General features: G+C 67.7%; 22 protein-coding genes and 1 tRNA gene. 14 read left to right on the top strand and 9 right to left on the bottom strand.

The features are described 5' to 3' along the window. Positions 1 to 46: 46 nt before the first annotated feature. The 8 genes from ACTHNQ_RS15575 to ACTHNQ_RS15610 all read left to right on the top strand — a co-directional run bounded on the left by ACTHNQ_RS15575 (position 47) and on the right by ACTHNQ_RS15610 (position 7,837). Positions 47 to 994 carry a carbohydrate ABC transporter permease gene (locus tag ACTHNQ_RS15575; RefSeq protein ID WP_440334834.1) on the top strand — a complete coding sequence of 316 codons (948 nt, stop codon included), beginning with the start codon at positions 47 to 49 and terminating at the stop codon, positions 992 to 994. After that, the gene (locus ACTHNQ_RS15580; protein WP_440334836.1) at positions 994 to 1,836 is read left to right on the top strand and encodes a carbohydrate ABC transporter permease; all 843 of its coding nucleotides are present in this window, start codon (positions 994 to 996) and stop codon (positions 1,834 to 1,836) included. Before ACTHNQ_RS15575 ends, ACTHNQ_RS15580 begins: the two co-directional genes overlap by 1 nt. A 71-nt stretch (positions 1,837 to 1,907) precedes the next feature. After that, positions 1,908 to 3,209 (top strand): sugar phosphate isomerase/epimerase family protein, encoded by a 1,302-nt coding sequence (locus tag ACTHNQ_RS15585; RefSeq protein ID WP_440334838.1) that lies wholly within the window; start codon positions 1,908 to 1,910, stop codon positions 3,207 to 3,209. Next, positions 3,202 to 4,236 carry a Gfo/Idh/MocA family protein gene (locus ACTHNQ_RS15590; RefSeq protein ID WP_440334840.1) on the top strand — a complete coding sequence of 345 codons (1,035 nt, stop codon included), beginning with the start codon at positions 3,202 to 3,204 and terminating at the stop codon, positions 4,234 to 4,236. Before ACTHNQ_RS15585 ends, ACTHNQ_RS15590 begins: the two co-directional genes overlap by 8 nt. Next, on the top strand, positions 4,233 to 5,042 hold the full coding sequence (locus ACTHNQ_RS15595; RefSeq protein WP_440334841.1) for a GntR family transcriptional regulator: 810 nt from the start codon (positions 4,233 to 4,235) through the stop codon (positions 5,040 to 5,042). Before ACTHNQ_RS15590 ends, ACTHNQ_RS15595 begins: the two co-directional genes overlap by 4 nt. Before the next feature lie 106 nt (positions 5,043 to 5,148). Next, positions 5,149 to 6,195, top strand: coding sequence for a Gfo/Idh/MocA family protein (locus tag ACTHNQ_RS15600; protein ID WP_440334843.1), 1,047 nt, complete (start codon positions 5,149 to 5,151; stop codon positions 6,193 to 6,195). A 178-nt stretch (positions 6,196 to 6,373) separates the two neighbouring features. Next, positions 6,374 to 7,108: an IclR family transcriptional regulator gene (locus ACTHNQ_RS15605; protein WP_440334845.1), complete on the top strand. Its 735-nt coding sequence runs from the start codon at positions 6,374 to 6,376 to the stop codon at positions 7,106 to 7,108. Positions 7,109 to 7,129: 21 nt separating this feature from the next. Beyond that, positions 7,130 to 7,837 (top strand): GntR family transcriptional regulator, encoded by a 708-nt coding sequence (locus ACTHNQ_RS15610; protein ID WP_440334847.1) that lies wholly within the window; start codon positions 7,130 to 7,132, stop codon positions 7,835 to 7,837. 2 nt (positions 7,838 to 7,839) lie between these two features. Here the strand turns inward: ACTHNQ_RS15610 and ACTHNQ_RS15615 are convergent, their stop codons facing one another. The 7 genes from ACTHNQ_RS15615 to ACTHNQ_RS15645 form a co-directional block, all read right to left on the bottom strand. Next, positions 7,840 to 9,324 carry a GMC oxidoreductase gene (locus ACTHNQ_RS15615; RefSeq protein ID WP_440334849.1) on the bottom strand — a complete coding sequence of 495 codons (1,485 nt, stop codon included), beginning with the start codon at positions 9,322 to 9,324 and terminating at the stop codon, positions 7,840 to 7,842. 43 nt (positions 9,325 to 9,367) lie between these two features. Further along, a complete protein-coding gene (locus tag ACTHNQ_RS15620; RefSeq protein ID WP_440334851.1) occupies positions 9,368 to 10,438 on the bottom strand; it encodes a sugar phosphate isomerase/epimerase family protein in 1,071 nt (356 codons plus the stop codon). Next, positions 10,435 to 10,857 (bottom strand): C-glycoside deglycosidase beta subunit domain-containing protein, encoded by a 423-nt coding sequence (locus ACTHNQ_RS15625; protein ID WP_440334853.1) that lies wholly within the window; start codon positions 10,855 to 10,857, stop codon positions 10,435 to 10,437. The genes ACTHNQ_RS15620 and ACTHNQ_RS15625 overlap by 4 nt, the downstream gene beginning before the upstream one ends. Positions 10,858 to 11,118: 261 nt before the next feature. Further along, on the bottom strand, positions 11,119 to 11,535 hold the full coding sequence (locus tag ACTHNQ_RS15630; RefSeq protein WP_440334855.1) for a hypothetical protein: 417 nt from the start codon (positions 11,533 to 11,535) through the stop codon (positions 11,119 to 11,121). Between the two features lie 60 nt (positions 11,536 to 11,595). Continuing rightward, entirely contained in the window at positions 11,596 to 11,892 is a 297-nt protein-coding gene (locus ACTHNQ_RS15635; protein ID WP_440334856.1) for a hypothetical protein, read from the bottom strand. Continuing rightward, positions 11,889 to 12,446 (bottom strand): hypothetical protein, encoded by a 558-nt coding sequence (locus ACTHNQ_RS15640; RefSeq protein ID WP_440334858.1) that lies wholly within the window; start codon positions 12,444 to 12,446, stop codon positions 11,889 to 11,891. Before ACTHNQ_RS15640 ends, ACTHNQ_RS15635 begins: the two co-directional genes overlap by 4 nt. A 2-nt stretch (positions 12,447 to 12,448) precedes the next feature. Next, positions 12,449 to 13,108, bottom strand: a complete 660-nt coding sequence (locus ACTHNQ_RS15645; protein ID WP_440334859.1) for an AAA family ATPase — start codon at positions 13,106 to 13,108, stop codon at positions 12,449 to 12,451. A 121-nt stretch (positions 13,109 to 13,229) separates the two neighbouring features. On the opposite strand from ACTHNQ_RS15645, the gene ACTHNQ_RS15650 reads away from it, so the two are divergent. The 3 genes from ACTHNQ_RS15650 to ACTHNQ_RS15660 all read left to right on the top strand — a co-directional run bounded on the left by ACTHNQ_RS15650 (position 13,230) and on the right by ACTHNQ_RS15660 (position 14,479). Further along, positions 13,230 to 13,856, top strand: a complete 627-nt coding sequence (locus tag ACTHNQ_RS15650; RefSeq protein WP_440334861.1) for a hypothetical protein — start codon at positions 13,230 to 13,232, stop codon at positions 13,854 to 13,856. Next, a complete protein-coding gene (locus ACTHNQ_RS15655) occupies positions 13,853 to 14,080 on the top strand; it encodes a hypothetical protein (RefSeq protein ID WP_440334863.1) in 228 nt (75 codons plus the stop codon). The genes ACTHNQ_RS15650 and ACTHNQ_RS15655 overlap by 4 nt, the downstream gene beginning before the upstream one ends. A 325-nt stretch (positions 14,081 to 14,405) precedes the next feature. After that, positions 14,406 to 14,479, top strand: a tRNA-Gly gene (locus ACTHNQ_RS15660). A gap of 23 nt (positions 14,480 to 14,502) precedes the next feature. Here the strand turns inward: ACTHNQ_RS15660 and ACTHNQ_RS15665 are convergent. Continuing rightward, positions 14,503 to 14,922 (bottom strand): hypothetical protein, encoded by a 420-nt coding sequence (locus ACTHNQ_RS15665; protein ID WP_440334865.1) that lies wholly within the window; start codon positions 14,920 to 14,922, stop codon positions 14,503 to 14,505. Between the two features lie 112 nt (positions 14,923 to 15,034). Between ACTHNQ_RS15665 and ACTHNQ_RS15670 the strand changes: the two genes are divergently transcribed. Then, positions 15,035 to 17,083 (top strand): acyltransferase, encoded by a 2,049-nt coding sequence (locus ACTHNQ_RS15670; protein ID WP_440334867.1) that lies wholly within the window; start codon positions 15,035 to 15,037, stop codon positions 17,081 to 17,083. Between the two features lie 79 nt (positions 17,084 to 17,162). On the opposite strand, the gene ACTHNQ_RS15675 is transcribed toward ACTHNQ_RS15670, so the two are convergent. Continuing rightward, a complete protein-coding gene (locus ACTHNQ_RS15675; RefSeq protein WP_440334868.1) occupies positions 17,163 to 17,927 on the bottom strand; it encodes a DeoR/GlpR family DNA-binding transcription regulator in 765 nt (254 codons plus the stop codon). 57 nt (positions 17,928 to 17,984) lie between these two features. Here ACTHNQ_RS15675 and ACTHNQ_RS15680 point away from each other — a divergent pair, with 57 nt between their 5' ends. Both ACTHNQ_RS15680 and ACTHNQ_RS15685 read left to right on the top strand, forming a co-directional pair. Further along, entirely contained in the window at positions 17,985 to 18,347 is a 363-nt protein-coding gene (locus ACTHNQ_RS15680; protein ID WP_440334870.1) for a DUF4406 domain-containing protein, read from the top strand. Positions 18,348 to 18,376: 29 nt separating this feature from the next. After that, a complete protein-coding gene (locus ACTHNQ_RS15685; protein WP_440334872.1) occupies positions 18,377 to 18,916 on the top strand; it encodes a GrpB family protein in 540 nt (179 codons plus the stop codon). Position 18,917 lies beyond the last annotated feature (1 nt).

Here is an 18,917-nt window from a genome sequence, read left to right on the forward strand (position 1 = left end):
TTCGACTCACAGTCGCTGAGACGGAGCGGGACGCAGCGTGATGACGATGACAACTCGCCAGAGTTCCCCGCCCTCGAGCACCCAGACGCCGATTCCTCCGAAGAAGTCGACGCGTCGCCGGCATTACATCCCCAAGACGCGGATCTCGCGCCTGTGGGCACTGCCTGCTCTCATCCCCGTGGCGCTACTGCGGTACATCGCCGTCGGTTTCGGGGCGTACTACGCGTTCACCAACTGGAACGGCCTGAGCGTGTCTGCGGACTTCGTCGGCATGGACAACTTCGTGCGCATCTTCTCGGATGAGGTAGCGCTGCGCTCGATCTTCAACACGCTGATCCTGGCCGCCTGCGCGGTTCTGATCTCCAACACGCTCGGAATGATCCTTGCGAATGCGCTCAATAGGGACCTGAAGACGCGGCACTTCCTCCGCGCGCTGTTCTTTGCGCCCTTCGCGATCACATCCCTCGCCGTCGCATACGTCTGGTCGTTCATCTTCGAGTACAACGGCCTGCTGAACCAGTTCCTGAGCGCCATCGGCCTCGGCGAATGGCGCAGGCTGTGGACCGCTGATCCGGAGACCGCACTGTGGACCATTCTCGTGGTGATGGTGTGGCAGACCACCGGCCTGTGCATGATCATCTACCTGTCGGGCCTGCAGGGCATCCCCGAGGAAATCAACGAGGCCAGCGAGCTGGACGGTGCCGGTGTCTTCAAGCGCTTCCGCTACGTGACGCTGCCGATGCTGCGCCCGGCGATCGTCGTCGCCGTCGCGCTGCCGACCATCATGTCGCTGCGCGTGTTCGATCAGGTCATCGGTCTGACCAACGGCGGTCCGGCCCAGGTGACCGAGACGCTCGTCACGCAGTTCTATCGCCAGGCCTTCGCCTTCGGAAACTACGGCTACGGCGCCGCTATCGCGTTGCTGCTCACCGTGCTCATCGGAATCATCGCCGTCGCACAGGTGCTGCTGCTGCGCGGAAAGGACGAGAACTAATGTCTCGCGATCGCTACCGTCCGCGGACGTTCGTCCGCGAAGTGATCCTGCTGCTGGTTGCAGCCATCTGGTGGATCCCGTTCTACATCATCATCGCGATCTCCCTGCAGGATCGTGAGGCCATCAACGAGCGCTCGCTCGCGTTCCCGTTCTCTAATCCGCAGTGGGGCAACTTCGCCGAGGCCTGGGGTGGTGGCTCATCAACCGGACTCGGAAGCGGTCTGCTGTCGAGCTTCATCATCACCGCCGGCAGCGTCATCGTGATCGTGGTGCTCTCGTCGCTGGCTGCGTACGCGATCTCCCGTCACGCATCGCGACTGAACACGACCCTGTACTTCCTGTTCATCATCGGCATCGTGCTGCCGTATCTGCTCGGCCTGATCCCCGCATTCATCCTGTTGCGCGAGCTCGGGCTGGTCGGCACGCACCTCGGCATGATCATCCTGTACACGGGTGTCGAGCTCCCCACCGCGGTCTTCCTGTACGCAGGCTTTATCCGCGCCCTGCCGAAGGAGTACGAGGAAGCCGCGCTGGTGGACGGCGCCAGTCCATTCCGCACTTTCTGGCTGATCGTCTTCCCGCTGCTGGGCCCCGTGACAGCCACTGTCTCGGTGATCACGGCACTGTTCGTGTGGAACGACTTCTTCGCCCAACTCGTGTTCCTCACAGGCACCAGCAACCAGACACTTCCTGTCGCCATCTACGGGTTCGTCGGCGAGTTCGCGACCCAGTGGAACTACGTGTTCGCCGGAATCGTGATCTCGGTGGCGCCCGTCCTGATCTTCTTCATCTTCACGCAGCGTCAGCTGGTCAAGGGCTTTGCCGGAGGAATCAAATCGTGACCGATCCGTATGCGCTCCGAATGACTGCAGTCCCCCGCCCGCAGGGCGGACCCCAGGAGCTGGCGTGGTGGGTGAACGTGTCCCTCCCCTGGTTCCGGGCGATCCCGTTCTCCTGCCTCGAGCGAGTGGAACTACAGGTGGACGGATACGCGGTCGGGGCAGATGCTCTGCTTGTCCGCCTTGACGGGGACGTCGTCACACTCGCCTCGCTGGCGGGCCGCAGCGACTACTGGGGTGTTCAGACCACCCTGCAGATCGGCCTGCCAGTCGGCGCCGCGGTGCCTGAACCGGGCGCCTCGATCGAAGCCGCAATCACACTCCGGATGCCGGAGGGCCACGACCCGAAAGGTGACTGGACGCGCCGGCGCGCGTCGGCGGTGGCAACGATGGGTCACGGTGGGACGTCGCCGTGGAGCCTGGGCGTCTGCACCTTCAGTTTCGCCGGCGAGCTACGCCGCGGACGGGCCCTTCGGGCCTGTCTCGACGAGGTCGCGGCGATCGGCGGATATGCGGGTGTCGAGCTGCTGGGCGCACAGGTGGCGCACGGGTACCCGAACCCCAGTTCCGTCGAAATCCGGCAGCTCGGCACCACGGTCCGGGACGCCGGACTCGTCCCGCTCGTGTACGGCGCGTACACGGACCCGGGCCGGCAGCTGGCGCCGTCGACGGATGACGACCTGCTCAGCTGGGCGCAGAACGGCCTGGACACCGCGGCACTGCTGGGATCGTCCTTCGCGCGCATCAACCTGCCGCCGAAGGCCGATCTCCTCTCCCGCGCCGCAGAACTCGCGGCGCAGCGGAACCTCGTCCTGCTGACCGAGCTTCACGCTGTCACCACCGCCGACCCGTACGTCCAGGAGTTGCTCGCAGCCTTCACGCAAATCGACTCCCCGAGCCTCGGGCTCACCCTGGACCTGTCGTGTGTGATGCAGGCCATCCCCGACGGATTCGTCGATGAGTTGCTGCGGCCGGCTCTGCCTGCCGAGGCGATCGATGCGATCCTCGACGGATGGGCGGCCGATCAGCCGGAGGGAGAGACGCTCGACGCTCTCATGGCGCTGGGCGGCGATGACCTGGCGGCGGCGGCCCGTCCGCTCGTGGGCCGGATGCGCCGCCTGTTCCGCCGTTCCAGCCCCGACTGGCTCCTGGATGTGCTGCCTCATACGAAGGTCGTTCACGGCAAGTTCTTCGAGATCGTGGACGGACACGAGGCCGCGGTCCCGCTGGAGGCGATCTTCCACGAGTTCAGGGCTGCGGAGTTCGACGGCCATCTGCTGGCTGAGTTCGAAGGTCACCTGTGGCAGCAGAATCCCGACACCTTCGAGCAGCTGCGCCGCTACCGCGACCTGGCAGGGGCGTTGGTCGATGCCTGAGCGATCGATTCCCGTCGCCCTCGTCGGATTCGGAGGCTCCGGATCCGGCATCCACGCTCCGCTGATCGACGCCACCGAGGGACTCGACGTGGCCGTCGTGGTGGCCCGCGGAGAGGAGCGCCGCGCGGCCGCCGCGCAGCGCTACCCCCACGCCGAGGTCACGGACTCGCTCGATGCCGCGAAGGCTGCGGCAGTCGCGGTGGTCACGCTTCCCGTGCACCACCGGGGCGACACCGTGGCGCATCTCGTGGACGCTGGCACCCGGGTCGTGGTCGAGAAGCCCTTCGCGGGCGACCTCGCTGGCGCCCAACAGCTGGCGGCACGGGTCGGGGACCAGGTGACTGTGTTCCACAACCGCCGATGGGACAGCGACTTCCTTACGCTCAAGCGCCTCAACAAGGCCCGCGCATGGACTGGCCCCGTGCGCCTCACCTCGCGGATCCAGCGGTGGCAGCCCACGGTGCGCGACAGTTGGCGCAACGACCCTGAGGGCGGAGGGTTCCTGCGGGAGGTGGGCCCCCACCAGATCGATCAGGCCATACAGCTGTTAGGCCCGGTGACCGGCGTGTACGCAGAAGTGCTGGTGCGACGTCCCGGCTCCCGCACGGAGGATGACGTGTTCCTGGCGCTCACCCATGCCGACGGGAGTGTGTCGCATCTCATCTCGGGCGCGCTCGGCAACACGGACCTTCCCCGGTTCGAGGTGTCGGCGCTCGATGCGCTGGTCTCGCTCGGCACCGCGGACCCACAGCACGATCAGCTCCACGCCGGGCTGTCCCCGCTCGACCCCTCCTGGGGCATCACGGATGCCTCCGACTGGCGGCGGCGCGGGGCCGATGGCGAGTGGGGAGACGTCGTGCCCGAGCGGGGATGGTGGCCTGGCTTCTACCAGGCCACTCGCGACTGGCTGTCCGGTTCTGGCGGACCGGTGAGCGTCGAGGATGGCGTCGCGACGATGCAGGTGATCGATGCGGCACGCGAATCTGCGCGCTCGGGCCGGCGGGAGCCGATCGGGGCTGCTCGATGACGTTGGAGGCCACGACGACGACCGCCGAGACGGCGGAGGCGCCCTTCGAGCTGATCAAGCTCCTCGAGCTCTCCGATCGACGCGAGCCGGTCGTCATCGACATCGTGGTGTGGGTCGCGCTGGCCATCATCAACGGCCAGCTGCTCCCTGGGCAGGACCTGAACAGCGTCGAGCTGGCGACCCGTTTCGGTTCCAGCCGAACGCCGGTGCGCGAGGCGCTGGCCCTTCTCGAATCGAATGGCCTGATCGAGATGCGCGCACGCAAACGTCCTCGGGTCGCGTCATTCGGGCCCGAGCAGAGCCGCGAGGTTTTCTTCGTCCGCGCGCAGCTCATCTCGGGGCTCACCCGCGCGGCGATCGAGAACGCGACCGATGAGGACGTCGCGGTCCTGGACCGGCACGTCGAGATCCTCCGCGAACTCGCCGCGGCCAGAGACGACGACCGCTATCGATGGGCGCACTTCGCGTTCTTCGATGACCTGGTGGCGATGTCGGGCAACGTCACGGCCCGGGCGATATTGAACTCCCTGTTCCTCAGGACCCTGCCCGTCCGCCGCGCCCTGTCGCTCCCCCACCGTCTCGATGAGAGCCTCTACTACGCCGAGCTGATTCTGGCTGCGGCCCACCGCCGTGATGCCGAGATGGCAGCCCTGCTGGTGCGGCGATCGGTCCAGGCGGCCGTCGACGTCATCGCACCCGAAGCGGACCCGAGCGTCCTGTTCATTGAACGATCCGGCTCCTTGTCCGGGTTGAAGGAAACTTCGGAACATGACCCTGACGAAATCCTCCATAGAAGAAGCGGGTGATAGCAATCGAGCATCGCTATTTGGGTGGGTCCGGACCGCAGATTTCTGGCCGCACGTTGGGGAATAGGGTCACTGAATTGCGCACCATCCGGCAGGGAGCACTCTGATGACACGAGTAGCAATCGTCGGGGGCGGCTCAGTGAGCCAGCTCCATGCCCAGGCCATTCGACTGGTCCCCGAGGCAGAACTCCTCGGCTTCGTAGGCAGCGCCGGCGCTCAGATGCGCGCGACCGAATTCTCCACGCAACAATGGCCGACGCTCGAAGCGGCAGCGCACGCCGGCGCCGACGTCGCCGTGATCTGCACCCCGACGGGGACGCACGCGGAGATTGGGACAAGAGCTGCAGGCCTCGGTATGAACATCCTCGTCGAGAAGGCGATGGACATCTCCCTGGCGGCCGCGCGGTCCCTCGTCGCCGCGGCACAAGACAACGGCGTCGTGCTCGGCGTGGTCTCCCAAGGACAGTTCGAGCCGCCCTTCGAGGAACTGCTCTCAGCGGTCGAGTCCGGGCGTCTCGGCGTGCCCACGCTCGCCTCGGCGTCTCGCAAGTGCTGGCGGGATCGGCAGTACTACCGGGGATGGCACGGCACCCACGCCATGGACGGTGGCGGCGCCATGATCAACCAGGGCATCCACAAAGTGGATCAGCTCTGTCGGCTCATGGGCCGTGCCCGACGTGTCACCGGCTGGACCCGCACCCTCGCGCACGCGATCGAGGTGGAGGACACCGCGATCGCGCTCGTGGAGTTCGAAAATGGATCCGTCGGCACGATCGAGGCCACCACCGCGTTCTACTCGGCCGGTGCCACACCCGCCGAGCAGACGACGGTCGACACCCTGCAGCTCTCCGGTGATGCCGGGTCCGCCGTCATCAGCAAGGGCGTGCTGTCGACCTCGTGGTCCGGCGTCTCCGGTCCACCGCCGGCGGTCCCCCACGGGGCACGGCTTGACCTGTTCCGTCGCCAGCACGAAGACTTCGTGCACGCTCTCGCCGAGGGCCGTGCACCGCGGGTCACCGGCCAGGAGGGCCTGAACGCTCTGGAACTCGTCCTCGCGGTCTACGAGTCCGCCCGCACCGGCACGACGATCGAGCTCGACGACTGGGCGGAAGCGCCGCGTCTCGATTTCAGCCACGGGTCGGCGCACCGATGAGCACCACGTTCACCCGGCGCCGGAGCCGCCCCCAACCTCCAGACCCAGGCACGCGACTTACCCGCATCATTTTTCTGGTCCGATTTCCTGCCCCTTTACACTGAGACGAGCCAGCGGCTACAAGGGAGTGAGGGTGCCGCGCACTAGCGAACCAGGGCGAAGCGTCAGCTCCCGTCTGTTGGAGCTTCTGTTCGCGTTCCGCAAGGGGCATCAGGTCTTGAGCCTTGCGGAACTCGAGCGCGAAACCGGCATGCCGCACGCCACTGCGAGACGTCTCATGCTCGAGCTCGAGGAGGCGGGCGCGGTCGACAGGCTCGAAGACGGCAAGTTCGCTCCCGGCCTTCGACTGTGGCAGCTCGCGACGCTCACGCCCCGGACAGAGTCGCTTCGCGTGCTCGCCCGCCCCTTTATGGACGATCTCTACGGTGCGCTCCGCCAGCACGTGCAGCTGGCCGTGCTGGCCGAGGATCACGCTGTCATCATCGAGCGGATGTCCGCACCGCAGGCCGTGTCGCTCGCCTCAGAAGTCGGCGGCCGTCTACCGCTGCACTGCTCGGGCGTCGGCAAGGTGCTCCTCAGCCACGCGGACCGGGAACTGATAGACCGGGTGCTCAGTGGCCGCCTCTCGCCCTACACCCCACTCACGGTGACTGACCCGGCCGTCCTACGCCGCCAGCTCGCGGCGTGCCGGCAGACCGGAACGGCCACCGTGCGCGCAGAGCTCACCCGTGAGGCCGACTCTGTCGCCACCCGAATCGTCGACGCCGGCGGTCAGGTCGTGGCTGCGCTGTCAGTGGTGGTGCGTTCGGAATCCGTGAAGCTGGAAGCTGCCACGCCATCGGTGATCACCTCGGGTCTCGCCATCTCGCGGGCCCTGGGCTGGCAGCCGAGTGTCTCGATCAAGGGGCCGTAACGCTTTGCTAGCATGCGTCTCGTGTCCCAGAGCGCGATCGACGAGGAGACGGCGCCGCAGGAGCTAGTGCGACTGCTCCAGCTGTCGGACCGCCGGGAACCTGTCGTTGCCGACATAGCGGTGTGGATCGCGCGGGGAATCATCGATGGCCGCATTCAGCCCGGGCAGACGCTCAACAGCGTTGACATCGCCAGCCAGTTCGGCACCAGCCGCACCCCTGTCAGAGAGGCGCTGGCGATACTGGAGTCCGACGGCCTCCTCGAGATGCGCGCACGGAAACGACCACGGGTCGTCCTCTACGACTCCGAGCGGATCAAGGAAGTATTCTTCCTGCGCGCGACCATCATGGCCGCTCTTGCAGAAGCCGCCGCCGAACGGATCACCCAGGAGGACCTCACCGAACTTGTCAGCCTGGTCGACGTTCTCGCGGGACACGCCCGCGAAAGCGACGATGCCCGCTATCGGTGGGCGCATTTCCAGTTCTTCGACGCCATCGTTGAGATCGCGGGCAACAAGACCGCGCGCCCGATCCTCAATTCCCTCTTCCTGCGCACGCTGTCCATCAGGCAGGCGCTGGCCGCCCCCGATCGCCTCCAAGAGAGCCTCAGCTACGCCGAGCAGATCCTGCAGGCGTTGATGCGACGGGACGGCGAGATGGCGGCGCTCTTGGTGCGCCGGTCAATCGAAGCCGCAGTACAAGGGATCGATCGGACCGACAAAGCCGGCTGAGATTAGAGGCGGGTCACCAGGTCGCGTGCACCCAGCACTGCAAGGGCGACGGATGTCGGCGTCGGGTTGCACGCAGTCGCAGTGGGGATCACTCCGTTGCCGCCGACGTACACATTCGATGTCCCCCAGACCCGGCTGTTCGGGTCGCACACTGAGAGACCGTCGTCGTGCTCGCCCATGCGGACCGACCCTTGGTAGTGCATCGAGCTTCCCGCTGGCAGCAGCCGCGGGTGGCTTCCCGGGAAGAAGTCGCCGATCGTTGCCGCCTGGTCAACCATGTCGCGCTTGGCACGCTCGATCGTCTGCCAGTCTTTCTCCGACAGCGAGTAGTGGATCGTCATCTTCGGAAGACCGAAGTCGTCCGACTCGGTGTCGGAGAACTCTATGCGATCCTCTTCCCGGATGTCCTTGGTGGTGAAGCGGCCCCAGGTGATGATGCGGCGGTGCTCGACCTCCGAATCCGGCAGCTCGATTGGACTCGTGCCGATCTGCATAACCTGAGTGTGGAATGGGAAGTCCGGATCGTGGAACGGGATCCAGAGAACGCCCGTGAGCCGCTGCCGGAAGTCTGTGTCGTCGCCCTCCTGCGCGTCGTGGGACGCGTCTTCGCGAAGGGCCAGTGCGCTCACGATCTGCGGTTGGTCGTTGAGATAGCGACCGAGCGCACGCGGACGAATGCCCGACGCCCACAGCAGCTGCGGGGTGCGAAGGGCGTCAGCCGCTATAGCAACCGCCGACACCTCGACGCGGCGCGTGGTGCCAATCTCCCGCTCCACGAGCTCCACGGCGGTGACTGTACCGGAATCGTGCAGCAGTTTGGTGCACACCACGTTCGGCAGGATCGTCAGTCGCGCACGGGCGCTCTCGTCCAGGCCGGAGAGGATCGTGTCGATCCCCGACCAGCGCGGCAGGGGCTCGCCGGTCGGTGTGCACGCCAACGGCATGGGCTGCACACGTCTCTCCTCGCGGCGTCCCTCGTCGAAGATGGCGGACAGCTTCTGCTGCAGCTCGCGCTGTGCGTCGTTCGCCGGGAAGGCTTCCTGCGTGACACTCAGCAGCTCCCAGGCGCGGCCGAATGCCTCGTCGAACCGATCCTCGAGGAACGCGATGCGCTCGGAGTCGCCGGGAGGCGGGCACGCGCACGTCCAGTGCGCGCCCATCCCGCCGATGTTCGCGGCCATCGCGGCGGCAGGCATGCCCTCCTGCTCGTCTTCGGACTCCGCCGCCTCGTTGAGGAGGAATGTGCCCGGACGGGCGGCGATGCGCCCGTCGATGCGACCGGTGTCGGAGGGGGTCTGGCCGGTCCACCGCGTTGCGGCGAGCTGGACCTCCCGTCGGGCGTCGGGTTCCAGATTCCGGATGTTCTTGCCGAGCTCTCGGGTCAGCTGCGGCCCGGCGTCGATGAGCAGGACGGAGGCCCCTGGTGCCTGCTCGAGGATCTCCCGAGCGTAGGAGGTGCCGACGGGGCCGGTGCCGACGACGAGCACGTCCACCCTTTCGGGTAGTGTGCTCGTCGCCGTCACCGCGCCCTCAGCGGGCATGCGCGTCCTGCGTGACGCCCTGCTTCTCCTCTGCGAGCTCCGCCAGGATCCGCTTCTCGAGTTCGTGGTGCTTGGCGATCATGTCCCACGCGCTCGCGTGGAGGTTCCAGTGCCATCCCTCCCACTCGCTCGAGATGAACCCGGTGTATCCGGCATCGACGAAGACACGCAGGATGTCACGCACCGGAACCGCCGGCTCGTCGCCGTCCTCGTCGATATCGTAGAACTTGCCGTGCATGTGGACGGTCCATGGTGCGACGAGCTCCCAGTCGACCGCTTCGGCGTGTCCGAACAGGCCGATCGAGTTGCGCGCGAACGGCTGACCGGCGGCGCCGGCGCCTTCTTCCTCGACGATCTCGTACACCTTGCGGTACATCTCGGGCAGCTGCGAGTCGTCGAGAATCGCGCCGTGCGTGTGCTGTTCCGCCCAGGCCTCGCTGATCCGCTCGAGGTAGCGCTCTGACAGGCCGAGTTCGCGGGCGGCCGCGATGCGGCTCGGCGGGATGCGGCGCATCGAGCTGCCCCAGTCGGGGATGAAGCCGAGGTGGGGGGACCCGAGCTTTTCGTAGCGCTCCCGCAGCGCCTCCATCAGCGGGTGCCGCGGGGAGTGGTGAGCGTGGATCTCCAGACCAAGCTTGACGTTCTCGCGCTCGGCCAGCGGGAGCAGGCGCTCCATGTCGTCCGGGGTCAGCGAGTACTGCACGCGCACCACCGGGAAGCCGAGCTTGCGGGCGGCCTTGATCTGCGGCTCCATGTAGGCCACCAGCTCGTCGGGCGTGAGGAGGCGGTCACGGCGAACGCCGGCATCCGCGTTGGCGCCGATGGCGGAAGGGGTCAGCCCGGTCTCGTCGATCAGGGTGCGGAACTCGGCGATCTGCTCATCGCTGACGTGCGGCCAGTTCCGGAAGCTCTGGAAGCCGACGACCTCTAGGCCCGGACCCAGTCCGCGTTCGGCGACGCGACGCACAGCCTCTTCGAAAGCGATCTTCCGGCCGTGGAAGTCGCGGGTAATGCTGTAGAGCGTCGTGCCCAGCTGAGGGAGTTCGGGAGTCGTAGTCATCGATCTGCCACCTTGAGGATCGCGCTGTTGCTGTCGAGGTTCTTGAGCGGTGCCCCGTTGACGGGCAGGTAGGGGATATACAGACCGAACGCGAGATCGATCGCATGCTCGCCGGGCTGCGTCGCGGCGTTGGACTTGACGGAGAGCTGCGCCGAGTCGAGCACGTACCAGTAGTCCTCCGTGTGCGCCGCCAGCTCGGGAAGCGTGTACGGGCCCTTGCCGGCGAGGGTAAGCGTCACGTCTTCCTCAGGGACCGGCTGACCATCGACACGCACCTCCATGCGCTCGATGCATGACAGCGGCAGCGCTCGGTACCACGGCAGTCGGAGATCAGTGATGAAACCGTCCGAGGACGGGCGGAGGGTGTCGGCCTCGATGAGACGTTCAGGGAACAAAAGCTTCCTCGCTTTCCGGATCAAATGCGATCAGTCGACACTTTACCTCATATCCGACGGTTTTGGAGAGATTTCCAGCCGTAAGGGGCGGGAGTGTAGACACATTTTGATCGAGATGCCGACGTGGCCGGCGGTAACGAACACCGTCTCCTGCAGTTGAGCCCAGTTCGGCACGCTGTGTCTGTCTGATTTAAGGTAGGCCGGAGCGACGGTGATCGCATCGGATGGAGACGCCTGCACGCGAGGTCCTGGTCGAGTCCTGTGTGAATCGAGGTTCAGCAGGGGTCAGGGGCGCGGGCCCCCAGCACCACCGCCGCCACCACCGCCGCCGGGCGCCTGCGAGAGGGTCGCCTCGGTCGTCATGTCGACGCCGACCGCGAAGGAACCGACATACCCGGATGCCGCGTCGCCGGCGAACATGCCCATCTGCAGCTCGTAGCCGTCGCCGAAGACGTTGTCGTTCTCGATACCGCCGATCTGCGACAGATTGCGAGCCGAGCCCGGATAGGTGCCGAGCGCGTAGACCGTGTCGAGCATGTCTTGCGGGAACGCGAGCTGCGAGATCGCGACGGCGTTGCTGCCGGTGGTCGCCGCGGCCTCGTTCTCGTAGACCTCGAAGTGGATGTGCGTCCAGCGGCCGGGATAGCAGCCCGGCACGATGGTCTCGAACGTGACCTGGCCTTTGCCGTCGGCGATCTGCACGCCGCGCAGATTCCGCGACAGCAGGAGTGGGGCTCCAACCCGCGACCTCACAATCGAACCTCAGAACTCGCCGATGGCCGCCCCAAGTCGGAGGTACAGGTCGGTGACAGCTTCATTGTCTACTCGGTATCTCACCCACACGCCCCCGCGCGGCTGCCCGTCAGTCATGGGTGGATCAGCGATGACGAGGCCGGCGGCCTCGAGTTCAACCAGACGCGGATGGATGGTGGTCGGGCCGAGTGCAAGCGCATCACCCGCCCGGACCCGCTCCGCGTTGCGCTCCCGATACGCGCGCCGCGCCTCCTTCTCCCGTTCCGCAGGGGAACGCTCCTCCCCACCATCCGATCGCGCGTTCATGCGGAACCTCCCGATCCGGTCAGGGAGCGAGATTGGGGACTTCCGGAGTCCCGCACATGCGAAGTTCCGGGTTTCGCCAGCGCCCGGACGTCTCTCGCGAGCGTTTCCGAGGCGGCGCCGGCCGAGATCATCGCCGGTCCGCGGGCCGCTCCCGCGAGAGGCGCGGAGTCCATGGCTGCCGGAGGCGGGAAGCTCGAAAGTCCCGGAGTCGCGAAGTCCGGAACTCCCGGAGCCACGGACTTCGGTACTGCGGAAGTTACCGAGTTCCGCAGTTCGTCCTCGGTCGAGCCCCGGAGCCGGTCGGCGTGGGCGAGTAGCAGATCGATCGCCACCCGGATCAACGTGTTCTCCGTGATCCGCTCCGCCTTGAACCGTCGACGTCGCATCACCGCATCCGCCAACGCCGCCAGCGCGGTGACCTGATCGTCGCGGATGCGCGCGTCCTTCCGCGCCAGTCGGGCGAACATCGGCGCCGACGGCTGGCCCGGTGGCGTTTCGGCGGCGACGCGGGTGCGGGCGTCGCTGAGCTTCCCGGCGAGATCGACCCTCACCATCCTCACCACGCTCCCGCGAACGTTGACGAAAGCAGCTGTTCCAGTTCGCGGGCGATGCAGGCGATGTCCGCGATCGTTCCCTCAGTGCGCCGGTTGCGCCGCAGGCTCGTCACCAGCTCGCCGAGCACCGGCGCCTCCGCGTGCACCTTGTACTGCCGCAGGTGCGAGTCGAGCCGGGGGACGCCCAGCTCCGAGTCCAGCAGCCGCTGCCACGTCTCCAGCTGGTGCGGCACGCGCGGATCGATCCGGTTCAGCAACACCCCATGACGCAGATGCCGCGGCTCGATCAGCCGGCTGAGCGTGCGCAGCGTGGGGTCGACCGCGAGCGGCTCGGGGGTGACCGGCACCAGGGCATAGTCGGCGGCATCGAGCACCGTCTCCAGCACGGCCGTGTCTTCGAGGCTGCCAGGTGTGTCGACCAGCACGAACTCGTACTCCGCCCGCAGGTCCCCGAGCCGGCTCAGCATGTTCGGATGCTGGCTGCCTGCGAAATCGAACGGTAAACGGTCGCGGACGTTCTCCGCCCACCACACCGTGGACTGCTGACGGTCGACGTCCACTAGCAACACTCGATGTCGGCGCGACAACTCGGCCCCGACCTGCATCGCGACGGTGGTCTTTCCTACGCCACCCTTCTGATTCGTTATGGCGACGATCCGCATGATGACCTCCGAACCCCGGAACTGCCGAAGTAAATCGCGTATTGACAGTAGTACACCGCTTAGTCGTATAGTTTGCAAGAGGCAACTGCTGAACACTTTCCGGATACGGCAAGCTGTGGGGGTGAGGGTCGAAGTGAAGACGCTGGACGGCAACGACATGACGTCGAAGGACGCCACCGAACTGGTCGGCGCGACACTCCGGATTGCACCGGGCTTCGTCGCGATCGCGATGGATCAGACGACCGGCATCGAGACGACAATCGAGGCGCGCTACAGCGCCGATCGCGGTCGCTACATGCTCACAAAGATCACCACCCAGGCGGTCGGCACCGACTACCTGGAGGACCGGCTGAACCACGTCGCGACCCAGGCGATCCTGCAGGCAGCCATCCCCCAGTGCATTGCACTACTCCTTGACGACAGCGCCGGGGCGACGGCGACAACGGTCGCCGATCTGACAGCGGCCGAGGGCAGGATCATTCCGGTTTGGATGGCGCGGGCGGTCGTCAAGCGAGGCGTTAAGGATGAGCGCTGGGAGGTCATCGAGATCCTCTATGGGACTGCTGCCCTCGCCGGCCTTCCCGCCCTGAAGCTGATTGCACACGAGCTCGACGTTTCCGAGCGCACCGCTACGTACTGGGTCCAGGAAGCTCGCAACGCCGGCTGGCTCGCAGGCCTGACATCGAATCTCGGGCGGCCCATGGCCGAGCGAGGCGATCCGTCAACATCACCGGAAGATCCATCATGAGCACCGCGAGCCTCGACGCAGATGCGACTCAGGCCGTGGTGGCGCTGGACCACGCATCCGCGGCTGCCGCGGTAGGAATGAGCCCGTCTCGTCTTCGACAGCATGTCCGACTCGGGGATGTGGTTCCGCACTTCTCCGGAACGAAACCGCTGTACCTGGTCTCAGACCTCAAAGAGTTCATCGAGCGTCTGCCCACGCACCCTGAGCACCTTCTGAGCGCGTAGTCGCTGGACCCTCCCCGCACGTCACTCGATCTGACGCGGCGGTTGACCGCGGCAACTGGCGGACAGTTGAGGGCCCGTCGTGCGCGTGCCGGGGCGCTGACGATGGCACGAGGCGGCAGTCCGTTCGGAGCACACCTGAGACCGTGGCCGAAGGCATGCGCTCGCGCGACCCGCAGGCGGGAGACGCCGAACCGCGTGGCGTCGACGGCGCTGGCAGGTAAGCTGATCGGGTGGCGCCGGGAAAATGCGCGCCATGGTCATGTGTATACCGATGTGTATACCTCGCCTTGACAGGGATCGTTTATCCCAGTAATTTCAAGGCATCGGGGCTGTAGTTCAATGGCAGAACTTCTGCTTCCCAAGCAGACAGCGCGGGTTCGATTCCCGTCAGCCCCTCCATGCCGCGGCCGGCGACACGGCGGTCAGTGCACGCGTGTGTAGGTCCCCCGGACGAGCGGCGCCAGTGCGGCGTCTGCGGGCACAGCGGTGTCGAGCTCCACGGTGAGGCGCTCAGTCTCGACGCGCAGCCGCATCACGGTGCGCCCCCGGTCCGAGCGACGGTCGAGCACGAGCGTGTCGCCCTCCCATGCCGCGGTCCCTGGCGCCGCCGAGGTGAAGCCGTACGAGTCGAACCACCAGAACCCGTCCCCCGCGACGACCGCATGCGCGTCGAGTCGACCGCCGTCATGGACCTCGGCGTAGTCGAAATGGATGCCGTCCGGCCCCGGCCGCACGACGATCGAGCCCTGCGCGGTCCCGGCCGCCGTCCAGGCCGTCGCGAAAAGCTCCTCCTCGCCTTTCCACTCGCCGAGCAGGGACGCGATGCGCGGGTTCGAAGTCACAGACCGAACCTATCGAGCCCCGCGATCCGGTCGTGAGAGGCGCGACACCGATCCCGGCGACCCCGGGGATTCACCCGCACCGGCACGGCCGGGTCGAACCATACTGGTGCATATGCCCGCCATCGCCGCCCACGAATACTCGCCCTGGGACTTCTGGCGAGAAGCCTCCGTCGACGACCGCGAGGCGCAGCTCGCACTGCAGCAGGCCCTCGTCGACGGGCATCCTCGCCACGCCCTCGGCGACGAGTGCTTCATCTCGGGCCTCGCGTCGATCGACAACGACTCGCTCCAGCTCGGTGACCGCACGTACGTCGCAGCCGGCGCGTACCTGACCGGTGATCTCGTCACCGGCGCGGACTGCAGTGTCAACCCGTACACGGTCATCCGCGGTCGCGTGGCGATGGGCGACGGGGTGCGCATCGGCGCGCACACGTCCATCCTCGGGTTCAACCACTCGATGGAGTCGGGCACCCCGGTCTTCCGGCAGCCCCTGACATCCAAGGGCATCCAGATCGGCGACGACGTCTGGATCGGCTCGCACGTCGTGATCCTCGACGGCGTGCGCGTCGGCTCGCACTCCGTCCTCGCGGCGAGCGCGGTCGTCACGAAGGATGTGCCGGAGGGCGCTGTCGTCGGCGGCAACCCGGCCCGTTTCATCCGCTGGCGCGTCGAGCCCGACGACACCGGCATCGCGCCCACTGCGGCCGCCGAGGCGGCCGCGCGCGCCCCGGAGGACTCCACCCCAGAACCGGAGGAAGCGGCGGATGCCCCGGCCCTCGGCCTGCTGCCGGCCCTGGCCGGCGGGCATCCCGCCCGCACGTTCGCGCCTGCCGTGGCCGAGGACGACGAGGCGGGGCAGGCGGCGATCGATCCCGGTGCCGACGACGACCTCGGCACGTCTCGTGCACCCGACTCGTCCGGCCCGCAGGGTCATGGCGGCTTCTCGCCCGCCGAAGCCGACACGGGGGCCGGCGAGGGCGCACACACCGGCGCCGGAACGGAATCCGGGCCGGCGTCTTCCCCGTCCGGGCCACGTTCCGACGTCTCCCGGCTTCGCGCCGGCGCCGCCCTCACGGACGCGCATGACGGCCTGGCCGAGCGAGTGGCTGAGTTCGCCGAACGGGCGCGGGGCGAGGCATCCGCTGTCCTTGACCGCGCCTGGCGGGATGACCTCGCCCTCTTCGCCGACAAGCCGGGGGCGACACCCACGGTGCGCGCGCAGTGCGACGCGATCGAGATCGCCGATCTGCTGCTGGGCACGCCTCCCGCGCAGGCGTCGGCGGCCGCGCAGATCCGCCGGCTTCAGGATTGGCAGGATGCTGCGACCGGCGCCGTTGCACCGCTCGATGTCTCGGGCCGCCCGCAGGAGGGTCTCGGGTTCTCGCACCCCGATGTGGCGTACCACGTGCTGAGCGTCGGTTACGCGCTGGATCTGCTGGATTCGTCGTTCTCGTCTCCTCTCACGTGGGTGACGGCTGCGACGCCCGAGCGGGTGGTCGCGTTCTGCGAGAGTCTGCCGTGGGCCACCGACGCGTGGGGCGCGGGGCACCACATCGACGGCTTCGGCACGGCGATCCTGTGGACGAAGCGCGCGGGGCATGCGATCCCGCCCGGTGTGGAGGAGGCGCTGTTCGGCTGGCTGCTGCTGCGCACCGACCCCCACACGGGCATGTGGGGTTCCCCGGCGACCGACGGCGATCTGCTCCCCGTGGTCAACGGCTTCTACCGCGCGTCGCGCGGCACCTTCGCGCAGTTCGGAGTGCCGCTCCCCCGACCCGAACGCGTGATCGACACGGTCCTGCGCCATACCCGCTCACCGAGGTGGTTCGCGCCCGGAGCCCGCAACGCCTGCAACGTGCTCGACATCGCCCACCCGCTGTGGCTGACACGCGGCAGCGGCTACCGCGTCGACGAGGTGCGCGACCTCGCCGCCCGGCTGCTGTCGGACGCGCTGCAGACCTGGACGACCCGCGCCGGGTTCTCGTTCCGCGAGCCCTCCCCCGCCACGCGCGGACTCGCCGAGACCGAGCCGGGGCTGCAGGGCACCGAGATGTGGCTCGCGATCCTCTGGTACCTCGCCGACCTCGCCGGCGTCTCGGACGCACTCGGCTACCGCCCGCGGGGCGTGCACCGACCGGAGCCCGCACTCACGCTGGCCTAGCCGAGGCGACTCTCCAGCGCCGCGCGGAGTCGGCGGCTCCGCCGGCGAAGAAGGGATGCCGCCGCCAGCGCCGCACCGGTCAGACCCCTCCCCCGGCGTGGAGGAGCACGGCCCCGGCGGCCACGAGTTCGCGCGACATCGGGTCGTCCGCCGGGGTGTCGGTGATGATCCCCGTGGTCGCGTCGAAGGGCAGCACGCCGAACCGCGAGGCCGTGCCGATCTTGTCGGTGCTGGCGAGCACGTACGTGTCGGCGGCCCGGGATGCCAGCGCCCGCTTCATCGCCGCCTCGTCGGGGTGTCCGGTCGTGAGCCCCGCGGTCGGATGCACCCCGGTGACGCCGAGGAAGAAGGCGTCCGCGCTCACACTGTTCGCCGCCTCGACCGCCGCGGCGCCGCAGGCGACGGCGGAGTGCTTGAAGAGCTGTCCGCCGATCAGGTAGACCTCGGCGGCGTGGTCGAGCAGGGCCGCGGCGACCGTGGGGCTGTGCGTGATGATCGTGCATGCCAGACTCCTCGGCAGCGCGGCGACCATCGCGAGTGTCGTCGTTCCGCCGTCGAGGATCACGGTTGCGCCCGGATCGATCAACTCCACTGCCGCGGCGGCGACGCGGCGCTTGCTGTCGGGGGCGACCGCGGTGCGGCTGGCGTAGTCCACGACGGCCGGCGAGGCAGGAAGCGCGCCGCCGTACACGCGGACGGCGAGACCTTGGAAGTCGAGTTCGCGCAGGTCGCGGCGGATGCTGTCTTCGGAGAGGCCGAGTTCCGTCGCCAGCTCCTTGGCGACGACGCGTCCGTCGCGGCGGAGGCGGTCGAGGATCAGGTCCTTGCGTGCGGCGGACAGCATCCGGGCCTTCCTGTTTGTGCACGTTCGTGCTGTATCTTGCCTGTTATGAGCCATCCTATGCTGATTCTCATCGCCGGACCCTACGCCTCGGGGACGGGAGGCGACCCCGAGCTGATGTCGCGCAACCTCACGCGGCTCGAAGAGGCGGCCTGGCCGATCTTCCGCGCCGGGCACGTGCCCATGATCGGCGAGTGGGTGGCGCTGCCCGTGCTCTCCAGCGCCGGCGCGAGCGGCCCCGCCGACCCGCTGGCGGCGGAGGTCATGTACCCGACCGCCGAGCGGCTACTGCAGCACTGCGACGCCGTCCTACGACTGCCGGGCGACTCGCGCGGGGCCGACCAGGACGTCGCGATCGCTCAGCGCCGCGGCATCCCCGTGTACTACTCGATCGACGAGATCCCAGGCGCAGCGGCGGCCTGATCCCTTCGCCGGCTGGAATGCTGGTCGGCATGCCCATCACCGTCGTTCCCTACTCCGACGAATGGCCGACCCGGTTCGCCGAGGTCGCGGCCGACCTGGCCCGCGCACTCACCGGGGTGCCGGTCGTCGCGATCGAGCACGTCGGCTCGACATCGGTGCCCGGGCTCGCCGCGAAGCCCGTGATCGACATCGACGTCATCGTCGAACGCGAGGACGTGGATGCCGCGATCGCCGCGCTCGTGGCGGCCGGCTATACCCACCGTGGCGATCTGGGCGTGACCGACCGCGAGTCGATGGCCGCGCCCGACGAGCCGCGGCGGAACGTCTACGTGTGCGTCGCGGGAACGCTGCACGTGCGCAACCATCTCGCGGTGCGCGACATCCTTCGACGCCGCGCCGACCTCAGGGATCGGTACGGAGCGGTCAAGGTCGCGCTCGCGCAGGACCCCGACCTCGACATCGACGCCTACCTGGCAGGCAAATCACCGGTGCTGCAGGAGGTGCTCGCCGAGTCCGACCTGACCGCCGCCGAGAAGGACGCTATCTTCCGGTTGAACACCGGCACGTAGG

Origin of the sequence: Microbacterium sp., assembly GCF_051953575.1 — a bacterium.
Lineage (GTDB): Bacteria > Actinomycetota > Actinomycetes > Actinomycetales > Microbacteriaceae > Microbacterium.

Bases quoted from the DNA above. Each gene is read 5' to 3' on its own strand.
- ACTHNQ_RS15590 (WP_440334840.1), top strand. From the start codon at position 3,202: ATGCCTGAGCGATCGATTCCCGTCGCCCTCGTCGGATTCGGAGGCTCC.
- ACTHNQ_RS15655 (WP_440334863.1), top strand. From the start codon at position 13,853: ATGAGCACCGCGAGCCTCGACGCAGATGCGACTCAGGCCGTGGTGGCG.
- ACTHNQ_RS15640 (WP_440334858.1), bottom strand. From the start codon at position 12,446: ATGGTGAGGGTCGATCTCGCCGGGAAGCTCAGCGACGCCCGCACCCGC.
- ACTHNQ_RS15680 (WP_440334870.1), top strand. From the start codon at position 17,985: ATGCTGATTCTCATCGCCGGACCCTACGCCTCGGGGACGGGAGGCGAC.
- ACTHNQ_RS15620 (WP_440334851.1), bottom strand. From the start codon at position 10,438: ATGACTACGACTCCCGAACTCCCTCAGCTGGGCACGACGCTCTACAGC.
- ACTHNQ_RS15670 (WP_440334867.1), top strand. From the start codon at position 15,035: ATGCCCGCCATCGCCGCCCACGAATACTCGCCCTGGGACTTCTGGCGA.
- ACTHNQ_RS15685 (WP_440334872.1), top strand. From the start codon at position 18,377: ATGCCCATCACCGTCGTTCCCTACTCCGACGAATGGCCGACCCGGTTC.
- ACTHNQ_RS15635 (WP_440334856.1), bottom strand. From the start codon at position 11,892: ATGAACGCGCGATCGGATGGTGGGGAGGAGCGTTCCCCTGCGGAACGG.
- ACTHNQ_RS15595 (WP_440334841.1), top strand. From the start codon at position 4,233: ATGACGTTGGAGGCCACGACGACGACCGCCGAGACGGCGGAGGCGCCC.
- ACTHNQ_RS15675 (WP_440334868.1), bottom strand. From the start codon at position 17,927: ATGCTGTCCGCCGCACGCAAGGACCTGATCCTCGACCGCCTCCGCCGC.
- ACTHNQ_RS15600 (WP_440334843.1), top strand. From the start codon at position 5,149: ATGACACGAGTAGCAATCGTCGGGGGCGGCTCAGTGAGCCAGCTCCAT.
- ACTHNQ_RS15645 (WP_440334859.1), bottom strand. From the start codon at position 13,108: ATGCGGATCGTCGCCATAACGAATCAGAAGGGTGGCGTAGGAAAGACC.
- ACTHNQ_RS15575 (WP_440334834.1), top strand. From the start codon at position 47: ATGACAACTCGCCAGAGTTCCCCGCCCTCGAGCACCCAGACGCCGATT.
- ACTHNQ_RS15580 (WP_440334836.1), top strand. From the start codon at position 994: ATGTCTCGCGATCGCTACCGTCCGCGGACGTTCGTCCGCGAAGTGATC.